The following is an 18,842-nucleotide window of genomic DNA, read 5'->3' on the forward strand; positions in this document are numbered from 1 at the left end:
CATGCGTGCATCCTTGAAACATTCCCTGGTCGGCGCTGCATTTGCGCTGGCCGCCCTGGCCGGTGCTGTTCCCCAGGCGATGGCCTCGCCGGACCAGCAATTCATTCCCCTGGCCACCTACCGCGTCGGCGCCTACGCGTCCAGCGGCGTGCAGGTGTGGGCCGGGATGATCGACTACCTGCGCTACATCAACGAGGTCGAAGGCGGCATTAACGGCGTCAAGTTGGTGTGGCAGGAGTGCGAGACCGAGTGGACGGCGGAGAAGGGCATCGAGTGCTACGAGCGCTTCAAGAATGGCCTGGATGGCGCGCCGGTCGCGGTGTACCAGCCCAACGGCGCACCGGCAGCCTATGCCCTGAGCGAGCGCGCGGAAGTGGACAAGATCCCGCTGATCACCCTCGGCTACGGCCGCACTGAAGCCACCGACGGCACGGTGTTCCCCTACAACTTCCCGGTGATGCTGACCTTCTACAGCGAGGCGTCGACCCTGGTGAACTACATCGCCCAGCGCGAGGGTGGTTTCGAGAAGCTCAAGGGCAAGAAAATCGCCACGGTCTACCACGACTCGGCCTATGGCCGCGAAACCCTCGGCCCGCTGAAATTGCTGGCGGAAAAGTACGGCTTTGAAAACATCCAGATTCCAGTGGCTGACCCCGGCAACGAACAGTCCGCGCAATGGCGCCAGGTCCGCCAGGCCAACCCGGACTGGGTGTTCCTGCGTACCTGGGGCGTGTCCACCCCGGTCGCGGTGAAAACTGCCGCGCGCTTCGGCTTCCCGGTGGACCACATCATCGGCGACATCTGGGCCAGTTCCAGCGAAGACGTCTTGCCCGCAGGCAGCTCGGCCAAAGGCTACCTGGCGCTCACCCCATACCCGGCGGGTGCCGACTTCGAAATCCACAAACGCCTCAAGCAATACATCCTCGACAAGGGCCACAGCGACCTCAAGGACCTGAAGAACTTCGGCAGCGTCTACTACAACTCCGGCCTGGTGAACGCCGCTGTGGCGGTGGAAGCGATTCGCACCGGCCAGGCCAAGTTCGGCAAGCGTCCGCTGAATGGTGAAGAGGGCCGCTGGGGCCTGGAACACCTGAACATCGACGACACTCGCTTGAAAGACATGGGCTACTTGGGGCTGATGCAGAACCTCAAGCTGTCGTGCCGCGACCACGAAGGCGGCGGCTCGGCGCGGGTGCAGCAGTGGGATGGCGCCAACTGGACGCTGATCAGCGAGTGGATCGCTGCCGACCGCGCGTTGCTGCGTCCGTTGATCGATGAAAAGTCCGCCGCTTTCGCCAAGGAAAAAGGCCTGACGCCACGCACCTGCACTGGGGATGAGTAAACCATGAGCCAGCCCGCTGCTAACCCCGCCAGCCCGTCGCTGCTGACGGTCAACGATATCGAAGTGATCTACGACGGCGCGATCCTCGCGGTGGCCGGGGTGTCGCTGCACGTACCCAAGGGCGCCATCGTCGCCTTGCTCGGTGCCAATGGCGCCGGCAAGAGCACCACGCTCAAGGCGATTTCTGGGTTGGTACGGGCCGAGCGAGCGGAGGTCAGCCGGGGCGTGATCGAATACTCGGGCCTGGACCTGGCCGGTGTCGATCCCAGCCAGCGCGTGCGAAAGGGCATGGTCCACGTGCTGGAAGGCCGTCATGTGTTCGGCCAACTCACGGTGGAAGACAACCTGCGCAGTGGCGGCTTCGTGCGGCGCTTGAGCCGCAAGGACATGGAACAGGACCTGGAGCGCCTCTACACCTGGTTCCCGAGGCTCAAGACCAAGCGCCACACCCGCGCCGGGCTCACCTCGGGCGGCGAGCAGCAGATGGTCGCCATCGGCCGGGCGTTGATGACCCGTCCTACTTTGGTACTGCTCGACGAGCCGTCCATGGGTTTGGCGCCTATGATCGTGCAGGAGATTTTCGAGATCATCGCGCAGCTCAATCGTGAGCAGCAGGTGAGCTTCCTGATCGCCGAGCAGAACATCAATGTCGCACTGAACTATGCGTCCCACGGCTACGTATTGGATACTGGCCGCGTGGCCTTGAGTGGCAGCGCCGCTGAGCTGTTGGCGCGGGGCGACTTGCATGACATTTACCTGGGCAAACAGTAAGGGCGACTCTGCATGACTGAATCCATCCGCAACGCTGATGTACTGATCATCGGCGGCGGCCTGAGCGGCACGATGCTGGCCGTGCAACTGCTGCGCCTGCCGGGTCGGCGCCGGATCCTGGTGATCGAGCCGCGTGGCGAACTCGGCCGGGGCGAGGCCTACAGTGCTGTCGAACTGGGCCACACCCTGAACGGCAACGCGGCGCGCATGAGTGTCGACCCTGACAATGCCGACGATTTGACCCAGTGGCTCACCGAGTACATCGGCGCAGGCGGCTGGCCGGAGTCGCGCCAGCAGCACGTGCCGATCAGCGAATTGTTCCCGCCGCGCGGGATATTTGGCTTGTACGCCCAGCAACGCTTGGCCGAGGCGAAGGCGCGGTCTGCCTCCAGCGTCGAGCATGTGCGTGCTGAGGGGGTCGACCTGCAGGTGGACGAAGGTTCAGCACTGCTCACCCTGGATGACGGCCAACAATTGCGCGGCGGTTTTGCGGTGCTGGCCACCGGCATGTTCCCGGCGGCGCGCACACCGCAGACCGAGTCCAGCGGGTTGAACGCGGCGGCGGTAGATCCCTGGGATGTGAAAGCCATGACCGCGATTGACCCGCAAGCGCCGGTGCTGATCATCGGTTCCGGGTTGACCATGGTTGATGCCGTGGTGTCCCTGGAACAGGCCGGGCATCGCGGGCCCATCGAGATTTTCTCGCGCCACGGCCTGTTGCCCCATGTGCGTCGGCAGCCGCCGAGCTGGGCGGATTTCCTTGGCGAAGATCACCGCCTGCGTAGCCCTCGGCAATTACTACGCGAGGTGCGTCGGCAATGCACTATGGCGCAAGCACAGGGCATCGATTGGCAGGCGCCGCTGGACACGGTGCGTGCGCATATCGGCCGGCTGTGGAGCCAGGCCAGTGAACGCGAAAAACGTCAGTTCGTGCGCCATGTGCGGCCGTGGTGGGAAAGTCATCACCACCGTTCGCCGCCGTTGAGCGCGCAGTTGGTGGCGCGGTTGCATGAAGAAGGACGGTTGCGGATTCGGGCGGCGTCGTTCAAAGGCCTGGAACCTTCGGTCGAGGGCGTGACCATTGGTGTGCGTCACCGAGGCGAGCAGGCGGTGAAGCGGGTTTGCGGCGCGGCCCTGATCAACTCCAGCGGTATCGAATACGACTGGCGCCGCGTGGCCCGGCCGTTGCCCCAGCAATTGCTCAAGCGTGGGCTGATCCAGCCTGGGCCCTTGGCGCTGGGGATTGCGGCGGATACGTCGGGGGCAGTGGTGGATGCCCAGGGGCAGGTCAGCCAGCGCTTGTTCGCCATGGGCCCGCCGTTGCGGGGGATGTGGTGGGAAAGTACGGCAGTGACGGATGTGGCGCTGCAAGCCAAGGCGCTGGCTTCAAAGCTGACAGAGATCTAAATGTGGGAGGGGGCTTGCCCCCTCCCACATAGGGTTTCCATTTATCTTGAGGTCTTTACAAGGCCGGGCTTTAGGCCGAACACCTCCACCCCCTGGGCCGTCGCTTGCCCCGTGGTCACCTTCACCCGCTCCACCGGCTTATCCATCGCCTCACGGTATTCAACCGTCATATCCGGCCCTATCGCCTGGCTCGGAATCACCATCGCCTGCGCATTGTTGTAAGTCACGATGGTCAATCGCGCGCTCATCCCCAGGCGCACCCGTTGCAACTGCTGCGGCGTGAGCTTGGGGATCGACAAGGTCACCGGAAACTGCGCACTGCCCTGGCCGTCACCGGCCATCGCCAGGCCGCTCACCACGCTGACCGACCCGTTCAGTCGCTCGCCGTCAAACCCATCCCCCAGCACTTCCACCGCCTGGCCCTGATGCAACTGGTTGATGTCCAGCTCTGAGACCTTGGCGACGATTTTAAGCCGTTCGATGTTCGCCAGGCCAAACAGCACCTGACCCTGGCTGACCTTGCTGCCGGCTTGCACCGGGGCCGTGTTGTTGCCGCCGCCCTGAGTTGAAGTATTGCCGGGCGGCGGCACCACGATGCCGGAGAACGGCGCCTTGACTTCCTGGCCGTCGAGCAGCTTGTGCAGGGCGTCGTATTTGACCGTGGCATTGGTCAGTTCCATGTCGGCGATCTGGCGGTATTCACCCTTGCCCTGGTCGAGGGCCTGCTGCAGTTCGCTGCGCGCGGAGGCAAGGTCCAGTTGTTGCTGCTGGGTCTGCTGCTTGAGGTCGTCCAGCTCATTGCGCGGGATGATGCCGCGCTGGAACAGGTTTTCGCTCTCGGTGAGTTTGCGCTGGGTATTGCCGGCGGTCATTTGCGCCGTGCGCAAGCTGCGACGTGCACGGCTGACGGTGGGGCCGTTGTCCCAGTCCTGCATTTCCTGCACGGTGCGCCGGGCCTTGAGTTGGGCGGAAAGGGCCTCGCGCAGTTGCACCTCCAGGGTGGCCGGGTCCATGCGCAGTAGCACCTGGCCGGCCTCGACCCGCTGGCCTTGCTCCACCAGGTTGGCTTGCACGTTGCCGTCGAACGGCGCGGTGAGGGTGATGGTGGTGTCGGGTTCGATCTTGCCCACCAGGCCGATCTGGTGCACCAGCGCGTCGGGCTTGATGGCCAGCCACTGTTCGGTGGTGCCAGCGGGATCGGAGGCCGGGCTGCGCAAGGCCAGGCCCGCGCCGCCCAGCAACAGGATAAGTACAGCGCCCAGCAGGCGTTTCTGATTAGTAGTCATTGAGGGCGATTTCCCAACTTTCCAGCGTCATGCCCAGGGTCAAGTCAAGCTGGGTCTGGGCGTTCAAATAAGCGATCAGCGCATTGAGCTGCGCGTTCTCGGCGTTGCGCAGGTCGGTCTCGAAACTCAGCACCTGGAAGTTGGTGGAGCGTCCGGCGCTGAGTTTTTCCCGCTCGATCTCGATCTTGCGCCGCGACAGCTCCACGGCGCGCTGGGAGATTTCATATTGGCGCCAGCGGGTGCCGAGGTCGCGCACCACATTGTTGACGCTGCGCTCCAGCTCCTGGCGCGCATCGGTGATACGGATCTCCTGATCCTCCACATTCACCCGCGCACGCACTTCGGCCTGGCGCGTGCTGATGTCGCCGATGGGGATTTGCACCTGCACCCCAGCGTAGCTGTCCCAGGTGCGGTTGGTGGAGCGGCCGGCGTCGTTATCGGTGTTGGCGCGTATCTGATTGGCACCGGCTACCAGGTCCACCTGCCAGCGCCCGGAATCCTTGGCGATCACCAGGTTGAGGTCGGCCTGTTGGCTGCCGAGCAGCGCGGCCAGGTATTCCGGCTGCTGGGTCTGCGCGAGGTTGAAGGCCTGGCGCTTGTCGACCTGCACGGGCCGGGCCTCCAGGGCTTCGGTGGCGCGAATCGGCGTGGACAGGTCAAGGGCCAGCAGACGCAGCAGGGCCAGGCGGCTGGTGTCCAGTTGGTTCTGCGCTTCTTCCACGCCGAGTTGCTGGGTGGCGATATCGGCTTCGGTCTGCACGATTTCGAACTCAGCCATGCGCCCGGCATTGATCAGCGCTTTGTTCACCTCCAGCAAGGTGCCAGAGCGCTTGAGAGCGTCCTGCACGATGCTCAGTTGCTGCTGGGCGCGCAGCAGTTCGCGGTAGGTGGCGATGATCTGGCTGATGGTTTGCGCCACGGTGGCCTTGAGGTTCAGGCGGTTGGCCTGTTCCGACAACCGCGACAGGCGCAGCGGCGCGGTGGTGGCGTCCCAGCCAGCGCCACGCAACAGCGGCTGGATGATCGCCAGGTCGAGGCCGTCGCTGCGGTAACGGCCGGCGCGGTCAGCGGTGTTCAGTTGCTGGGTCCAGGCCATGCTCAGGCGCGTGCCGTATTCACTGAGCAGGCTGGTGGCCGGCGCGAGGTTGGCATTGCGTGTGTTGTCGGCGGAGCCACGGTTGGTGCGGTAATAACTGTTGAGGGTGAGCTTGGGGTTGAACACATCTTCGGCCACCCGCAGGTCGAATTTCTGCGCCACCCGTTGCAGGTAGGCGCTGCGGATCGCCGGGTTGTTGCGCAAGCCAAGGTACACCGCATCGCCCAGTGTCAGGCTGGTGACCTGAGCATTCAACGAGACGCTGCGTTCATAGCCGCTGCGGGTGCTACTGGGCGCCGAGGGTTTGATCACCACGTCGGCGGCCGTGCCGGGCAGGCTGACGAATGCGAGCAGCCAAAGCCATTTATTCATCGCGCAGGGCCTCCACCGGCTGCAAGCGTGAGGCCGACACCGCTGGGTAGATGCCGAAGAACAACCCTACCAGCAAGGTACTGCCCACCCCCAGCGGCAAGGCGAGCACCGCCAGCGCAAACGCCCAGCCCGACAGCCAGGCGTACAACCAGGCAGCGGTCATGCCCAGCACCGCGCCGCAGAGGGCGCCGACGGCGGTGAGGGTCACGGCTTCGAGCAGGAACAGGTTGCGGATATCCCGCTGGCGGGCGCCGAGGGCCATGCGGATGCCGATCTCGCGGCGGCGCTCAGAGACGTTCATCAGCATCACGTTCATCACCCCCACACCACCGCCCACCAGTGAGATCGCGCCCAAAGCCAGCAGCAGGTAGGCGAATGTGCGGCTTTGCCGGGTCATGCCGTCGATCATTTGCTGGGGCACCTGGATGTCCACATCGTGGTCGGGGAGTTGGGGTTTCAGCGCGGCGACCGCTTCTTTGGCGACGCGCTCCATGTCCTGGCCGGGCGCTGCACGAATGATCAGGTTGCCGATCTGCGGTGTTGCATAGATGCGGCGCATGCCTTCAGCGGGAATGAACAGCGACTCGTTGGCCTGTACGGGCATCAGCATCGCCCTTGGCTGGCTGCGCAGGATGCCCACGATCAGGAACAGGTAGTCGTTGATGCGCACGCGATCGCCCACTTGCAAGGGGTCGCCCGGCGCACTCAGTGACTGGGCCACTTGGTCACCGATCACACCGTAGGTTTCGTTGGCATCGAAGCTCGACAGGAAACGCCCCCGTTGCACCACCAGGCGCATCGCATCCTTGATGTCCGGTGTACTGCCCACGAAGTTGGCGTTGGCGGTACGGCCATGGAACACGATGGGCCCGCTGAACAGTGTGAGAGCACCGATATGGGCTATGCCAGGCACCGTCTGGCGCATGGCGTCGAGGTCGAGGCGGGCGGGCATCGGCACAGTGCTGGCGCCCTTGGGGGGGAACTGAGCGATCAGGGTGTCGGTGCCCATGTCCTTGAAGATCATCGCGGCATCCACCGACGCGTTATGCCCGATATTGATCAGCGCCACCACCGACGAACTGCCGATCACGATACCCAGCAAGGCCAGAATCGAGCGCTTGCCCAGGGTGCGCAGACTGACGAACGCTTCATGCAGCACTTGGCTGAGGTTCTGTTCAACCCGCAGGCTGCTCTTTACCCGCTCGATCATGGGCGCCCGGCCTCTTGCACCACGCCGTTACGCACCAGGATCTTGCGGTCCAGGCGCTCGGCGATGTGGGGGTCGTGGGTGACGATGATCAGGGTGACTTGTTGTTCACGGTTCAGCGCCAGCAGCAGGTCCATGATGTCCTGGGCCGTGGTGCTGTCGAGGTTGCCGGTGGGTTCGTCGGCGAGGATCACCGAGGGTTTGCCCACCAGTGCCCGGGCAATGGCAACCCGCTGACGTTGGCCACCGGAGAGGTCGGCGGGGCGATGGTGGGCGCGGTCGGCCAGGCCGACTTGTTCGAGCATGCGCAGGGCCTGCTCCACCGACTCATGACGCGATACGCCGCGATAACTCAGGGGCAGGGCGACATTGTCGAGGGCGCTGAGGCGTGGCAACAGGTTGAAACTCTGGAACACAAAACCGATCTGCTGGTTGCGGATCGCCGCCAGTTCATCGGGCGTGGCGTTGAAGATATCGTGGCCGGCAAAGTGGTACTGGCCGCAGTTGGGCAGGTCCAGCAGGCCAAGGATATTGAGCAGCGTGCTTTTGCCAGAGCCGGAGGCGCCGAGGATGCCGCAGCTGTCGCCGCGGGCAATGGACAGGCACACATCATTGAGAATGGACAGGTGCTGCCCGGCCAACTGATAGCGTTTGCCGATGCCGTGCAGGGAGATCAAGCTTGGGTGCGCGGGGGTATCTGTCATGAATACGCCTTCAGTCTCGACGCCGTCGTCATCGTCCCCAGTAAAGCCTTGTAACAAGTTAGGGGTCGCCTCAGGGTGCGCCATGGACCGGTTTTTGTTTCTTGTTTTTAAAATATTGTTTGAATACTAACCGCCTTCCAGCCGCTTCGCCAGCCGTCGATGTAGAGCGGTTTCAGCTTGGGAAAAGGCCTGCCCCACGGGGGCGGGAGGTTGAGCAAAACCCGCTTGCCCGCCTCCGACGAGCCCGTCGGCCAAGGCTTTCGATCATATGGCGGTGTGTCACTACTTGCTTTCGAACGAGGGCCCCGGTATAAAAAATCAAATTATTTTTTTAAACAATATTTCCTACGTGGAACTTCTATGGTCGCGAAGAAAGTCAGCGCTCCAAACATCACCAAGACTCGATTGCTGGATGCGACAGAGGCTCTCTTCATAAAGTATGGCTACGACGCCGTTCTGCTTCGGCAGATTACCGAGCGTGCCCAGGTGAACCTGGCCGCGGTGAACTACCACTTCGGGGACAAGGACTCCCTGATGCAGACCCTGCTCAAGCAACGCCTGGAACCGCTCAACGAGCAGCGCCTGGAACTGCTCGCGCGCTGTGAGGCCGAATCCGACGGCCCTCTGGACTGCGACACGTTGCTCGGCGTGCTGTTTGCCCCGGCCATGGGCCTTGAGCGCAGCGATCCCGCCAGCGCCAGTGGGGAAGGGCGTTCATTCATCCGTTTCCTGGGGCGGGTGTACAGCGACACGTCGCCGTTTATCCAGGAATACCTCAAGGTTCACTACCAGCCGGTGTTCCAGCGGTTCTTCGAAGCCTTTGCCCTGGCCCTGCCGGACCTGCCGCGCAATGAGCTCGGCGTGCGCCTGCAATTTGCCCTCAAGGCGATTTCCGGGGTGATGGCCGGTACCGAACTGCGCCTGCTGATGAACTCCATGAGCCTGGGCCGCCCGGCCACGGATGCCGAGGTGATGGCCAAGTTGATCACGTTGGTGTCGGCAGCAATTCGCGTGCCGCAGCAAAGCCCTGAGGCGGAACATGCCTTGGCCAAGGTGCTGGATACCCAGCGCGCGATTCGCGAGCAATCTGCCGCGCCAGCGAGCAAGGCCGCGCGTTGACTCAAATCCCAGGCAAAAAAAAGCCCGCTGGGGCGGCGGGCTTGATGTGCAACATTTGTAACGGATGAGGCTTCACACTACGTTCCAGGATGTGAATAAAACGTGAAAAATATGTAAGAAATGGTGTGTAAATTGCGATAGTTCAAGCATTCAAACCACTACTTCAAATGATCACTCTTCGCTACTGTCAACTTTGACAGCTAGACACGTTGAGTGATCAGGCGTGTGATTTTCCCCTGACTCGTGTACGACCTGCACGGGCTTAAACCCGGAGAAAAATCATGTCTGCCAAACCCAAGGCCCCCAAATCCTCAGTCGAGGACGCCGAGACACCGGCTTCCGCATCCTCTGAATTGTCCGCGTCAGGCACTGCCAGGCCTGCTCCGCGAAAAAAGCCATCTCCCGTGGTGAAGTCGTCGGACACCCGACCCGGGTTTACCATCGATGAGGATCTGAGCTCTCCCTATACCTCCCCTGCGCAGGTTATACCCGTAGAGGGCGCGGCCTATGGTGTGGGCATCCGTCATATTGAGGAGGGGCTGGACGTCGTCTTTGATCGTTGGGAAACATTTACCGAGCTTGACATCTATCGGTTCAAGTGGGGAGATCTGGTGCTGGGGGAGGACACCCTTAAGGCTGACGAAATCACTCATGATCGAGTCTCCCTAAACATTCCTCGTAGCACTGTGCCGTTGGGCTTCGTACACAATGTCTACGGCGAAGTTCAGCGTGTTGGCAGCTCAACCCTCAGTACCTCGCCGCCCCAAGTTATATTTGTAAAGGACACCCGTCCGGGAGGTGCCGACGACCGTCCCGATGAAAAATGGCACTCCAAATTGATGCTGACCCTTTCGGATACATTTATTGACGCTGTCGTCGCAGACAGGGGGGTTACTGCAACGATTCGGGCATGGGAGAACATGCGGGTTAACGACTTGGTGATGTTCTACTGGGGCGAGCATCGTTTTGACCTACTCCCTATCACAGCTGACCAAGTGGATTCTGACCTGACGTTTGTGATTGAGGGTGAATTCATAAAGGCGGCCGGATCAGGTGATTTTGTCGTGCAGTTTTATCTGTATGACGAGGTGCGCAACCGCTCGGGTGAGCTGCAGCCGTGGTGCAAACCGGTACCGGTAGAAGCCAGGTTGGACATAACGTTGCCGCCGGAACCGTTGATCGTCGAAGCGGACGTAATCACCAGGGTCCTGGACGCAGATGCTCTAGGTCAAGCTTCTGCCACTGCCGAAGTGGAGGTGCCGCGTAACAGTGCTTTTTTTCGGGTGGGTGATGTTATCTTGCTCACCGTGCACGGCACGACTCCAACAGGTGAGTATGTGACTGAATCCTTGGGGCTGCCGGTTGACAGGATTCCAAAGTATTACGAATTTCCTATCCGGAACGAGTTGGTCCGCTCACTTATCCAAAGCACCCTGACGGCTTCCTATGTTAGGCAAAGAGACGGTGAAGATGATCTGCCCTCCAGGAATACGACGGTTACCGTTGCCGGCCGGCGTTTTGAATTGCCAAGGCCCCTGGTTCGCCAAGCCCATGGACCGTTCATCGCGCCGAACTTGGCGCTCATTACCGTGGAAATGCCGGACTACCAACCGCCGGGCAGCCCTGGGGACGATTTGACAGTTCGAATTCAGGGGTTCCACTTGGACAACACCTCTGAACTGGTTTCGTCTTCGCGTCTGGCTGGCTCGCATGTGCGCACGCGTGATTTTCTCAATGCCCAATACGCGCGTTTCGAAGGCTTGCGCGACACCAACGTGCACTACATCGTCACTGGCGCATTGGGGGTACGTGAGTCAGACCGCCGTTGGATACAAGTAGGACGCCCAGCGCGAACGCTGCAGGCACCTGTGTTCCAGGATGCAATCAATGGCAACGTCGACCCCGCGCTGGTCGGCAGCGTGGGTACGCTGGAGCTGCGTGCGGATTTCAAACAGGGCGATCTGGTCATCATTAAGTACACGGGCTCCGTCAGTGGGGAAGCGCAGTATGAATACCCGCTGTTTGTAGCGGGCAATCCACTCTTGGTGGATATTCCAAAACAGCTCTTCGATGACAATCTGGACGGCACGCTCACTGCCAGCTTCCTGATTGAGCGCTTTGGTGTCTTCGAGTATTCCGAGGAGGCGGTGGTGACAATCGGCACGGCATTGGGCGAACTGTTCATGCCCGAAGTGCTGCAAGCCAACCCCGACACCCATGAACTCGACCCGATGCATACATGGCCGGAGGGTGCGACGGTCCGGGTGCGTTACGAGTTCATCAAGCTCGCCGACAAAGTCCAGGTTGACTGGGTGGGGCTACCAGGAATAGGCCGCTATTCGGAAATCAAGGAAGGGCAGACCGGAGACCATATCGACTTCACCATCCCGGTCGAAGCCATAGGCTACAACATCCATCCTGATGGCCGTGATATCGAAGTGTCTTTTAAAGTGATCCGCAATGGATTTGCTACACCGTCACCGACACTGGTGGTGCGTTTACTCTCGCTGCATCATTTGCCTGGGCCTCTGATCGACAGCATTGGCGATGACATCGTGTTGCAGAAAACGTTGTTGGACGATCTGGACATGACTCGTGTGTCGCCCTACCCATACGCCGCAGTGGGGCAACGCATGTGGTTGCACTATTTGGGCAGGCTCGACACGGGAGCTCCCTATGAGGAGTCGACGTTTGTCGCCCGCGAGGTTGTCGACGATGATGTCACATTTGGCCCATCGGCATATACGCCAGTGGGTCGTCTGCGCCGCCTTCAAGACTGGTCTGCACTGACGATCAGCTTCTGGGTGACGTTCGATCACAGTTCGCAGAAGGACAACGCTGTGCTATTTGGCGTTCGTCATCATGTGGTCCAGGACCAACCGAACGAATTTCCTCATCCGTCGATCAAAGACTCGACGCCTGCCAGCGGGCCGGAAGTGTCGGTTGACCCACTGACAGTCGAAAACAAGTGCCAGGTGCTGGTGAGCTACCCCAACATGAACGTGGGTGGTACGGACCGGGTAACGCTTCACTGGGCCTTTGAAAATGGTTTGACGATTGATTTGGGGCCGCTGGATGGTTTGGATGGTGGTACGGTTACCTTCAACGTGCCCAATGATTTGGTCGCCAGGAGTGTAAACAGAACTGTTCATTTGCAGTACTTCGTACAGTTGGGTCGAGGTGGCGAGGGTACATCCGATGAGCAGAAAGTCACGTTCGGTACGATTGCGTCCGCCAACCTGCCACGTGCCCTCATCAATGGCGTGGCCCATGGAGGGAGCCTCAATCCACCCACATTTACCGGTGACGGCCGGATCGCAGTTGCCAAATGGCGCTTGAGTAACCCCGGGCAGCGGGTGTGGTTGTCGGCTTCCAGTCCAGGAGCTGACACGCAGGACCTGTTAACGGGCTATCCGATCAACTCGTCGCAGGCTGCCAATGGCCTGCGCGACGAGTTGATCTCGCGCGCCTGGTTATTGGGACTGCCGAATAACAGCGTGGTCACGATCACGTTGGCGGTCACCTTCGACGGCAGTGAGGAGCGCAGTGATGCGATACCTTTCCCTTCCACGCAGTACACCATTCGCCTGACGTCGCCGCTGATTTTCGACCAGACTGCGGTCACCTTGAATGCGCGGACTTACATACTTCCCGGAAATCCCGGTGTATTGCCAGCCTTCGGCGCAGGAAACTCGATCAGGCGCCAGGCTTCGGGCGGTACACCTCGCTACAACTACTCATCAAACAATACATCGGTGGCCGTTGTGGATGGCGACGGGCTGGTGACCGTGCGTGGCAATGGTTCTGCGACGATTACCGTCAGTGATTCGTCGGTGCCGGTGCAGACCCGCAGTTACAACGTTTTTGTCAGCAACGTCGTGCAAGTGTATGGCGTGGGTAGGAACACGTTCAGGAATATCAGTACGGCGGTGGCGAATGCTGGGCTACGCATGCCCAGTCTTGATGAGCTACGCGCCATCAACAATGCCTATGGAGCCAGGTGGCCCATGGGGTATGCGTGGTACTGGTCGGGTAGCTTCTCCCATTCATTTCTCTTTACCAATTATTACTACTTTCTGGATATTCCTGGCGGTGGCACAGGGACGGAAGCCGACAAGTTGCTCGGCGGCCACCTAAATGGTATCGGGTTGAGATAATGCAAGCGTGAAGTGCTGGCCGGTGGATCGTATAGAGAAACCGGCCTTTTCATGATCAGTTGAGTGAGGAGGCTTAGATCTTCCAGCGACCTGCACTATTGGCCAATCTTTGACGCATCGCATCCACATTCGCCGCCAGCTGTACGGTCAACAACCGATAGCCATCCAAAGCACTGTAGATCGGCGCTTTCATTGCAGGCTCACTGCCAATTGCGTGTCCGCTGCGCTCCAACCGCTCCGTCACCCCCGACTTCAACGCCCGCGCCATCCCCACCAACTGCACTCGAATCTGCCGATGTTCAGCTTTTAACATTACCTGCATCCGCGCCATCACCTGTTCATCCCGCGGATCGGGTCGGGTATTGCCAAGAATCTCCAGGGTGCTGATACACATGCGCAAATGGCGCTGGATCGCGTCGAGTTCGGTCATGGAAATCCGCACTTCCTTTGACACGGACGGCATCAACGAACGCAGTTGCACCATCGACGCATTCAAGCGATTGAGCAGCTTGAGATGCTCGTCATCGGTGACCGACTGGCCATTGATGATCCGGCTATAAATAGCGGCGCAATCGCGCAATGCACTGGCCAGGTTGTAACGCCACGAATACACCGCATACAGCGGCAGGGCGAAGGAAAAGGCCAGCGCCAACACGATGCCGATCAGGATATCCACGGTGCGCCACAATCCGTCCGAGACCGGATTGTCACCATGCCCGGCGACGATAAACACCGTGATCGCCGACAGCAGCGCGATATAGCCGCCCTTGCCGATGGCGTGATAGGAAAAGAACCCGCACACCACTGACATCAGCAGATAGGTCAGCAACGGCTGGCCCAGCCATGCCTGTTGCAGCACCAGCGCCAGGCCGACGCTGGCGCCGATCAAGGTGCCATAGGCACGCTCCACGGCTTTCTTGCCGATATTGCCGTGGTGCTGCAAACCGCCGATCACGATCAGCATGGTCACCGATGCCCACTCACCGTGAGGCAGGTTGATGCCGGTGGTCAGCAGGATCGTCGCCAGCAAGCCGATGGACACGCGCACGGCGTGGATCAGCTTGGCATGGCGATAGCGGCGGTACGGGTCGAGCAGGGGGCGCAACAGGCGCCGGGCAAACACAGGCAGATGCAGGTTAATCAACGACGAATCGTCCTCTAGAAAATGTAATCGGTGGTCAGGAAGCTTGAATCGCGGTTGCGCAATATGTCGCTGACCAGCGCCTTGTTGCTCTCCTGGAACTTGGTCGCCACCAGCGTGCGGATCGAAAACACGCGCAATGCGTCATGCACCGACAGCGTGCCCTCGGCCGAGTTCTTGCGCCCGTTGAACGGGAACGTGTCCGGGCCGCGCTGGCACTGGGCGTTGATATTGATCCGGCCGACCTGGTTGGCGAAGGTGTCCACCAGGCGCCCGACTTGCACGGCGTTGGTGCCGAAAATGCTCAACTGTTGGCCGAAATCGGAATCGAGCACGTAGTCGATCACGGTTTCCAGGTCGCGGTAGGGCACGATCGGCACTACCGGGCCGAACTGCTCCTCGTGGTACACACGCATCTGCGGGTTCACCGGGTACAGCACCGCCGGGTAAAAGAACGATCCACGGCTTTCAGCGCCATGCTCATTCACCACCTTGGCACCGTGCTGCGCGGCATCCGCCACCAAGCCGTTGAGGTAATCCACCTTGCCCGCTTCGGGCAATGGCGTCAGCGCCACGCCGTCTTCCCACGGCATGCCGGGTTTGAGCGTGGACAACTTCTGGTTGAATTTCTCGATGAAGCGGTCGACCACGTCTTCATGCACGAAGAGGATTTTCAACGCGGTGCAGCGCTGGCCATTGAACGACAAGGAACCGGTGACCGCTTCGCTGACGGCATTATCCAGGTCGACTTCGGGCAGCACGATGCCGGGATTTTTCGCGTCCAGGCCCAGCGCGGCACGCAGGCGATGCGGCTTGGGATGCAGTTTCTTCAAGTCACTGGCGGCTTTATTGGTGCCAATAAACGCGAAGATATCGATCTTGCCACTGGCCATCAGCGCGCTGACGGTTTCGCGGCCGCTGCCGTAGATCACATTGATCACCCCGGCCGGGAAGCTGTCGCGGAACGCTTCCAGCAAAGGGCGGATCAGCAGTACGCCCAGCTTGGCCGGTTTGAACACCACGGTGTTGCCCATGATCAACGCCGGGATCAGCGTGGTGAAGGTTTCGTTCAGCGGGTAGTTATAGGGGCCCATGCACAACGCTACGCCCAGCGGCACGCGACGGATCTGGCCGAGGGTGTCCTGTTCCAGCTCGAAGCGGCTGGAGCGGCGGTCGAGTTCCTTGAGGGCATTGATGGTGTCGGTGATGTAGTCGCAGGTGCGGTCGAATTCTTTCTGCGAGTCCTTGAGGTTTTTGCCGATTTCCCACATCAGCAGTTTGACCACCGCGTCGCGCTGTTCACGCATGCGCCGCAGAAAGGCTTCGACGTGCTGGATACGTTCGGCCACGCGCATCGTCGGCCATTCTCCCTGACCACGGTCATAGGCACGCACGGCGGCATCCAGAGCGGTGAGGGCGGTGTCGGCGTCCAGCAGCGGTGTGCTGCCGATATGCACACGTTCGTCACCAAACTGCACCGGGCTTTGCACCTTGGCCAACGGGCCGTTCCACACCTGCAACTGGCCGTCGACCAGGTAATCACGCTGTTCAATGGGCGCCCCCAGCTGGAATTGCTCGGGAATCTCGGTGGCGGAGGCGGGAAACAGCTGGGTGAGCAGGTTACTGGTGGTCATGTCGCTACCCCTGGAATAGTTGCAAAACATGACTAGAGAGTCACCCAACAACAGGCTCTATGGCAAGGCTTGCGCGCTTTCTTGTACGCAGCGCTGTGGCTGAAGGTTAAACTGCGCGGCTTTTCAGAAGGAGTTCACATGAGTCAGTACCAGCCGGGCATTCTTGCCGCACCGGTGCCATTGCAGGCACGTCATCTGTTTTTCGCCGTGGATTCGCTGGCCGCCGTGCCCGCTGCGTTGGATGCGCTGGTGCAGTTGACCGATTCGGCGGCGGTGGTCGGTTTTGGCGAGCCGCTGGTAACTGCCTTGGGCGCCCGGATTGAAGGCCTGCGCACATTCCCCACGGTCAGCGGGCCGGGCGCGCACAACCCGACAACCCAACAGGCGTTGTGGGTGTGGCTGCACGGCGTGGATCGCGGTGAATTGCTGTTGCGCAGCCGCGCATTTGAAAAAGCGCTGGCCCCGGCGTTTCGCCTGGTGCAGATGACCGAAGGCTTCCGCTACAAGACCGGCTTCGACCTCACCGACTACGAAGATGGCACCGAAAACCCCCACGATGACGCGGCGGTTGAAGCGGCCCTGACCGACAGCGGCGCCAGCTTTGCCGCGATCCAGCAATGGCAGCACGACCTCGATGGCTTCGCGGCCTTGCCCGCGCAAGAACGCGACCACATCATCGGCCGCCGTCATGGCGACAACGAAGAACTCGACGATGCCCCCGAGTCCGCTCACACCAAGCGTACCGCCCAGGAAAGCTTCACCCCGGAAGCCTTCGTGGTGCGCCGGTCCATGCCTTGGGCCGAGAACGGCCAGGCCGGGTTGATGTTCCTTGCGTTCGGCCACTCCTTCGATGCATTCGAAGCGCAACTGCGCCGCATGAGTGGGCTGGAAGATGGGATTGTCGATGGCCTGTACCGCATCAGCACACCGTTGACCGGTGGTTACTACTGGTGCCCGCCGATCAAGGATGGGCACCTCGACCTGAGTTCGATCACGCCGTAAATCGAAACTGTAGGCGCCGGCTTGTTGTGGCGAGGGAGCCGACTTCTACAGGGTGGTGGGTTTTTTAGATTACGCGGCAGGCGGCCATCAACTGTTTTGCATACCCATCTGCGCAAACAGCGGCATCGTCACCATGCGCGGTTTTGTGTTCTCGACCGACCCGATCAAGCCCGAGTTCAAGCGCATCAACCCGGCGGAGGGCATGAAGAAGATATTTGCCCTGCGCAACCTGGTGGAGTTCATCAAGGGCCTGATCAAGGTGCAGGTGCTGGCGATCGCGTTCTACGTGGTCGGCAAGCATGCGTTGCAGGCCTTGATGGAGTCGACGTTTTTCCTGGTACTCAAGCCGCTGGTATTCACCGTGCTCTGCGCGTTCATCCTGGTGGGCGGTGTGGACGTGATGATGCAGCGCTGATCAAGAGCCAGCGCCGGCGCCAGCGCAACGAGATGCAGGCCTTGGCCACCAAGCTCGGCTTGAGCCGCGCGTCGATGATGATCGGCACTACCGATGGCCGCGCGGTTGATTTAGGCAGTGGCCGGGCTACGCTTGTTGAACGCTTTTGTTACAGAGGAAGTATCTGCTCGGCAGGAGCTGAGGTTGTATCTGTCAGCGTAATGAACGGTGGGGTCGACGGGAGATTTCCGTTGCTCCGCCTCCTGCGCTCAAGGGAGTTTCACCATGACAGATACAAATCGTGAATTGATTCAGAAATGGGCTGACCTCTGGTCTGGCACCTCCAAAGCCGATTTTCTCGGGATTTTTTCAGAGGCTACTGTCTATGAAGACAAGGCCGCGAGGCTAACCATGCGAGGACGGCCCGAGCTGGGTGACTTCTTCGACCTGATCAGAAAGGCCTTGCCCGATTTCAAGGTCATCAGCGACTTGATCAGCCTTGGCGAGCATGGCGGGACGATCCAGTGGCATATGACGGGAACCCATGAGGGCGAGCTGTTCGGCCACGGCGCCTCTCACAAGGCGATCAATGTCGATGGTTGCTGCGTGATCAGGATCAAGGACGGTGAGATCGTGAAGAGCACCGACTACTACGACATGAAAACGCTGTACCGGCAGTTGGGCTTTGACAAAAACTGACGGTTTCCCAAAGCCGGGCTCCATGCAGCAGGGCCCGGAGTGTCGGGTTTCAGGGGTTGTCTACATCGTGGTATTCAGCGCCATTGGGCTTGAGCAAACCATCCTGCTTGAAGTCCTGGATCTGGTCCCATCGAACATCTGCGGGTTGGTGTCTTCGCTGACGACGATTTTCTTTTCGGCCCCAATCCAGTCGCCGCATGTTTTCATCTAGAACCGGGTCGTCTGGCTTTAGGGCCGCTTCGCAGCCCGGCGCGGGGCAAGCCCGCTCACCACAACAGCCCCGCTCACCACAGAAAATCATTCTAGATTGACGTCTCTATCGGTGCTGGAAGCGGGGCAGGGAGGCGATGCGCAACTTAGGCTCCTGCAACCGCGCCCAGTCGAGCGCCGCGCGGATGGTGTTGATTTCCGGGCCGTACAGCGCCAGCCGGGTTTCCGGCGACAGGCCAAGGCGTAGGCGCGGGTGGTTTCCAGCAGGCGATAGCGTTTGAGCGCCTTGGATTCATCGGCG

General features: G+C 60.7%; 13 protein-coding genes and 1 pseudogene. 8 read left to right on the forward strand and 6 right to left on the reverse strand.

The window, feature by feature from the left end; all coding sequences use genetic code 11:
• Position 1: 1 nt before the first annotated feature.
• The 3 genes from WH299_RS03175 to WH299_RS03185 are packed head-to-tail and all read left to right on the forward strand — an operon-like array spanning position 2 to position 3,520.
• Positions 2-1,342: an ABC transporter substrate-binding protein gene (locus WH299_RS03175; protein ID WP_339549583.1), complete on the forward strand. Its 1,341-nt coding sequence runs from the start codon at positions 2-4 to the stop codon at positions 1,340-1,342.
• 3 nt (positions 1,343-1,345) lie between these two features.
• A complete protein-coding gene (locus tag WH299_RS03180; protein ID WP_339549584.1) occupies positions 1,346-2,113 on the forward strand; it encodes an ABC transporter ATP-binding protein in 768 nt (255 codons plus the stop codon).
• Positions 2,114-2,125: 12 nt separating this feature from the next.
• Positions 2,126-3,520: an FAD/NAD(P)-binding protein gene (locus WH299_RS03185; protein WP_339549585.1), complete on the forward strand. Its 1,395-nt coding sequence runs from the start codon at positions 2,126-2,128 to the stop codon at positions 3,518-3,520.
• A gap of 41 nt (positions 3,521-3,561) precedes the next feature.
• On the opposite strand, the gene WH299_RS03190 is transcribed toward WH299_RS03185, so the two are convergent.
• Genes WH299_RS03190 through WH299_RS03205 form a run of 4 tightly spaced genes read right to left on the reverse strand, consistent with a single transcriptional unit; the run spans position 3,562 to position 8,185 of the window.
• Positions 3,562-4,806 carry an efflux RND transporter periplasmic adaptor subunit gene (locus tag WH299_RS03190; RefSeq protein ID WP_339498622.1) on the reverse strand — a complete coding sequence of 415 codons (1,245 nt, stop codon included), beginning with the start codon at positions 4,804-4,806 and terminating at the stop codon, positions 3,562-3,564.
• Entirely contained in the window at positions 4,796-6,274 is a 1,479-nt protein-coding gene (locus tag WH299_RS03195; RefSeq protein WP_339549586.1) for a TolC family protein, read from the reverse strand. Before WH299_RS03195 ends, WH299_RS03190 begins: the two co-directional genes overlap by 11 nt.
• Positions 6,267-7,484, reverse strand: a complete 1,218-nt coding sequence (locus WH299_RS03200) for an ABC transporter permease (protein WP_339549587.1) — start codon at positions 7,482-7,484, stop codon at positions 6,267-6,269. Before WH299_RS03200 ends, WH299_RS03195 begins: the two co-directional genes overlap by 8 nt.
• Positions 7,481-8,185 (reverse strand): ABC transporter ATP-binding protein, encoded by a 705-nt coding sequence (locus WH299_RS03205; RefSeq protein WP_122729345.1) that lies wholly within the window; start codon positions 8,183-8,185, stop codon positions 7,481-7,483. Before WH299_RS03205 ends, WH299_RS03200 begins: the two co-directional genes overlap by 4 nt.
• Positions 8,186-8,545: 360 nt before the next feature.
• On the opposite strand from WH299_RS03205, the gene WH299_RS03210 reads away from it, so the two are divergent.
• Entirely contained in the window at positions 8,546-9,304 is a 759-nt protein-coding gene (locus WH299_RS03210) for a TetR/AcrR family transcriptional regulator (RefSeq protein WP_016977465.1), read from the forward strand.
• 281 nt (positions 9,305-9,585) lie between these two features.
• On the forward strand, positions 9,586-13,461 hold the full coding sequence (locus WH299_RS03215) for an Ig-like domain-containing protein (protein WP_339549588.1): 3,876 nt from the start codon (positions 9,586-9,588) through the stop codon (positions 13,459-13,461).
• Between the two features lie 73 nt (positions 13,462-13,534).
• Here WH299_RS03215 and WH299_RS03220 read toward each other — a convergent pair whose 3' ends face one another.
• Both WH299_RS03220 and WH299_RS03225 read right to left on the reverse strand, forming a co-directional pair.
• A complete protein-coding gene (locus WH299_RS03220; protein WP_339498681.1) occupies positions 13,535-14,596 on the reverse strand; it encodes an FUSC family protein in 1,062 nt (353 codons plus the stop codon).
• A gap of 23 nt (positions 14,597-14,619) precedes the next feature.
• On the reverse strand, positions 14,620-16,236 hold the full coding sequence (locus tag WH299_RS03225; protein ID WP_122729054.1) for an NADP-dependent glyceraldehyde-3-phosphate dehydrogenase: 1,617 nt from the start codon (positions 16,234-16,236) through the stop codon (positions 14,620-14,622).
• 138 nt (positions 16,237-16,374) lie between these two features.
• Between WH299_RS03225 and WH299_RS03230 the strand changes: the two genes are divergently transcribed.
• The 3 genes and pseudogenes from WH299_RS03230 to WH299_RS03240 all read left to right on the forward strand — a co-directional run bounded on the left by WH299_RS03230 (position 16,375) and on the right by WH299_RS03240 (position 18,331).
• On the forward strand, positions 16,375-17,238 hold the full coding sequence (locus tag WH299_RS03230) for a Dyp-type peroxidase (protein ID WP_122729052.1): 864 nt from the start codon (positions 16,375-16,377) through the stop codon (positions 17,236-17,238).
• Positions 17,239-17,356: 118 nt separating this feature from the next.
• Positions 17,357-17,760: pseudogene (locus WH299_RS03235) on the forward strand (EscU/YscU/HrcU family type III secretion system export apparatus switch protein); the annotation flags it as partial.
• A gap of 157 nt (positions 17,761-17,917) precedes the next feature.
• Entirely contained in the window at positions 17,918-18,331 is a 414-nt protein-coding gene (locus tag WH299_RS03240) for an ester cyclase (protein ID WP_339549589.1), read from the forward strand.
• Positions 18,332-18,842 lie beyond the last annotated feature (511 nt).

Origin of the sequence: Pseudomonas sp. MYb541, assembly GCF_037479595.1 — a bacterium.
GTDB classification, from domain to species: domain Bacteria; phylum Pseudomonadota; class Gammaproteobacteria; order Pseudomonadales; family Pseudomonadaceae; genus Aquipseudomonas; species Aquipseudomonas canadensis.

Excerpts from the sequence above, each read along its gene's own strand:
- WH299_RS03225 (WP_122729054.1), bottom strand. The coding sequence starts at position 16,236 with ATGACCACCAGTAACCTGCTCACCCAGCTGTTTCCCGCCTCCGCCACC.
- WH299_RS03190 (WP_339498622.1), bottom strand. The coding sequence starts at position 4,806 with ATGACTACTAATCAGAAACGCCTGCTGGGCGCTGTACTTATCCTGTTG.
- WH299_RS03240 (WP_339549589.1), top strand. The coding sequence starts at position 17,918 with ATGACAGATACAAATCGTGAATTGATTCAGAAATGGGCTGACCTCTGG.
- WH299_RS03205 (WP_122729345.1), bottom strand. The coding sequence starts at position 8,185 with ATGACAGATACCCCCGCGCACCCAAGCTTGATCTCCCTGCACGGCATC.
- WH299_RS03200 (WP_339549587.1), bottom strand. The coding sequence starts at position 7,484 with ATGATCGAGCGGGTAAAGAGCAGCCTGCGGGTTGAACAGAACCTCAGC.
- WH299_RS03195 (WP_339549586.1), bottom strand. The coding sequence starts at position 6,274 with ATGAATAAATGGCTTTGGCTGCTCGCATTCGTCAGCCTGCCCGGCACG.
- WH299_RS03185 (WP_339549585.1), top strand. The coding sequence starts at position 2,126 with ATGACTGAATCCATCCGCAACGCTGATGTACTGATCATCGGCGGCGGC.
- WH299_RS03215 (WP_339549588.1), top strand. The coding sequence starts at position 9,586 with ATGTCTGCCAAACCCAAGGCCCCCAAATCCTCAGTCGAGGACGCCGAG.
- WH299_RS03230 (WP_122729052.1), top strand. The coding sequence starts at position 16,375 with ATGAGTCAGTACCAGCCGGGCATTCTTGCCGCACCGGTGCCATTGCAG.
- WH299_RS03180 (WP_339549584.1), top strand. The coding sequence starts at position 1,346 with ATGAGCCAGCCCGCTGCTAACCCCGCCAGCCCGTCGCTGCTGACGGTC.
- WH299_RS03210 (WP_016977465.1), top strand. The coding sequence starts at position 8,546 with ATGGTCGCGAAGAAAGTCAGCGCTCCAAACATCACCAAGACTCGATTG.
- WH299_RS03175 (WP_339549583.1), top strand. The coding sequence starts at position 2 with ATGCGTGCATCCTTGAAACATTCCCTGGTCGGCGCTGCATTTGCGCTG.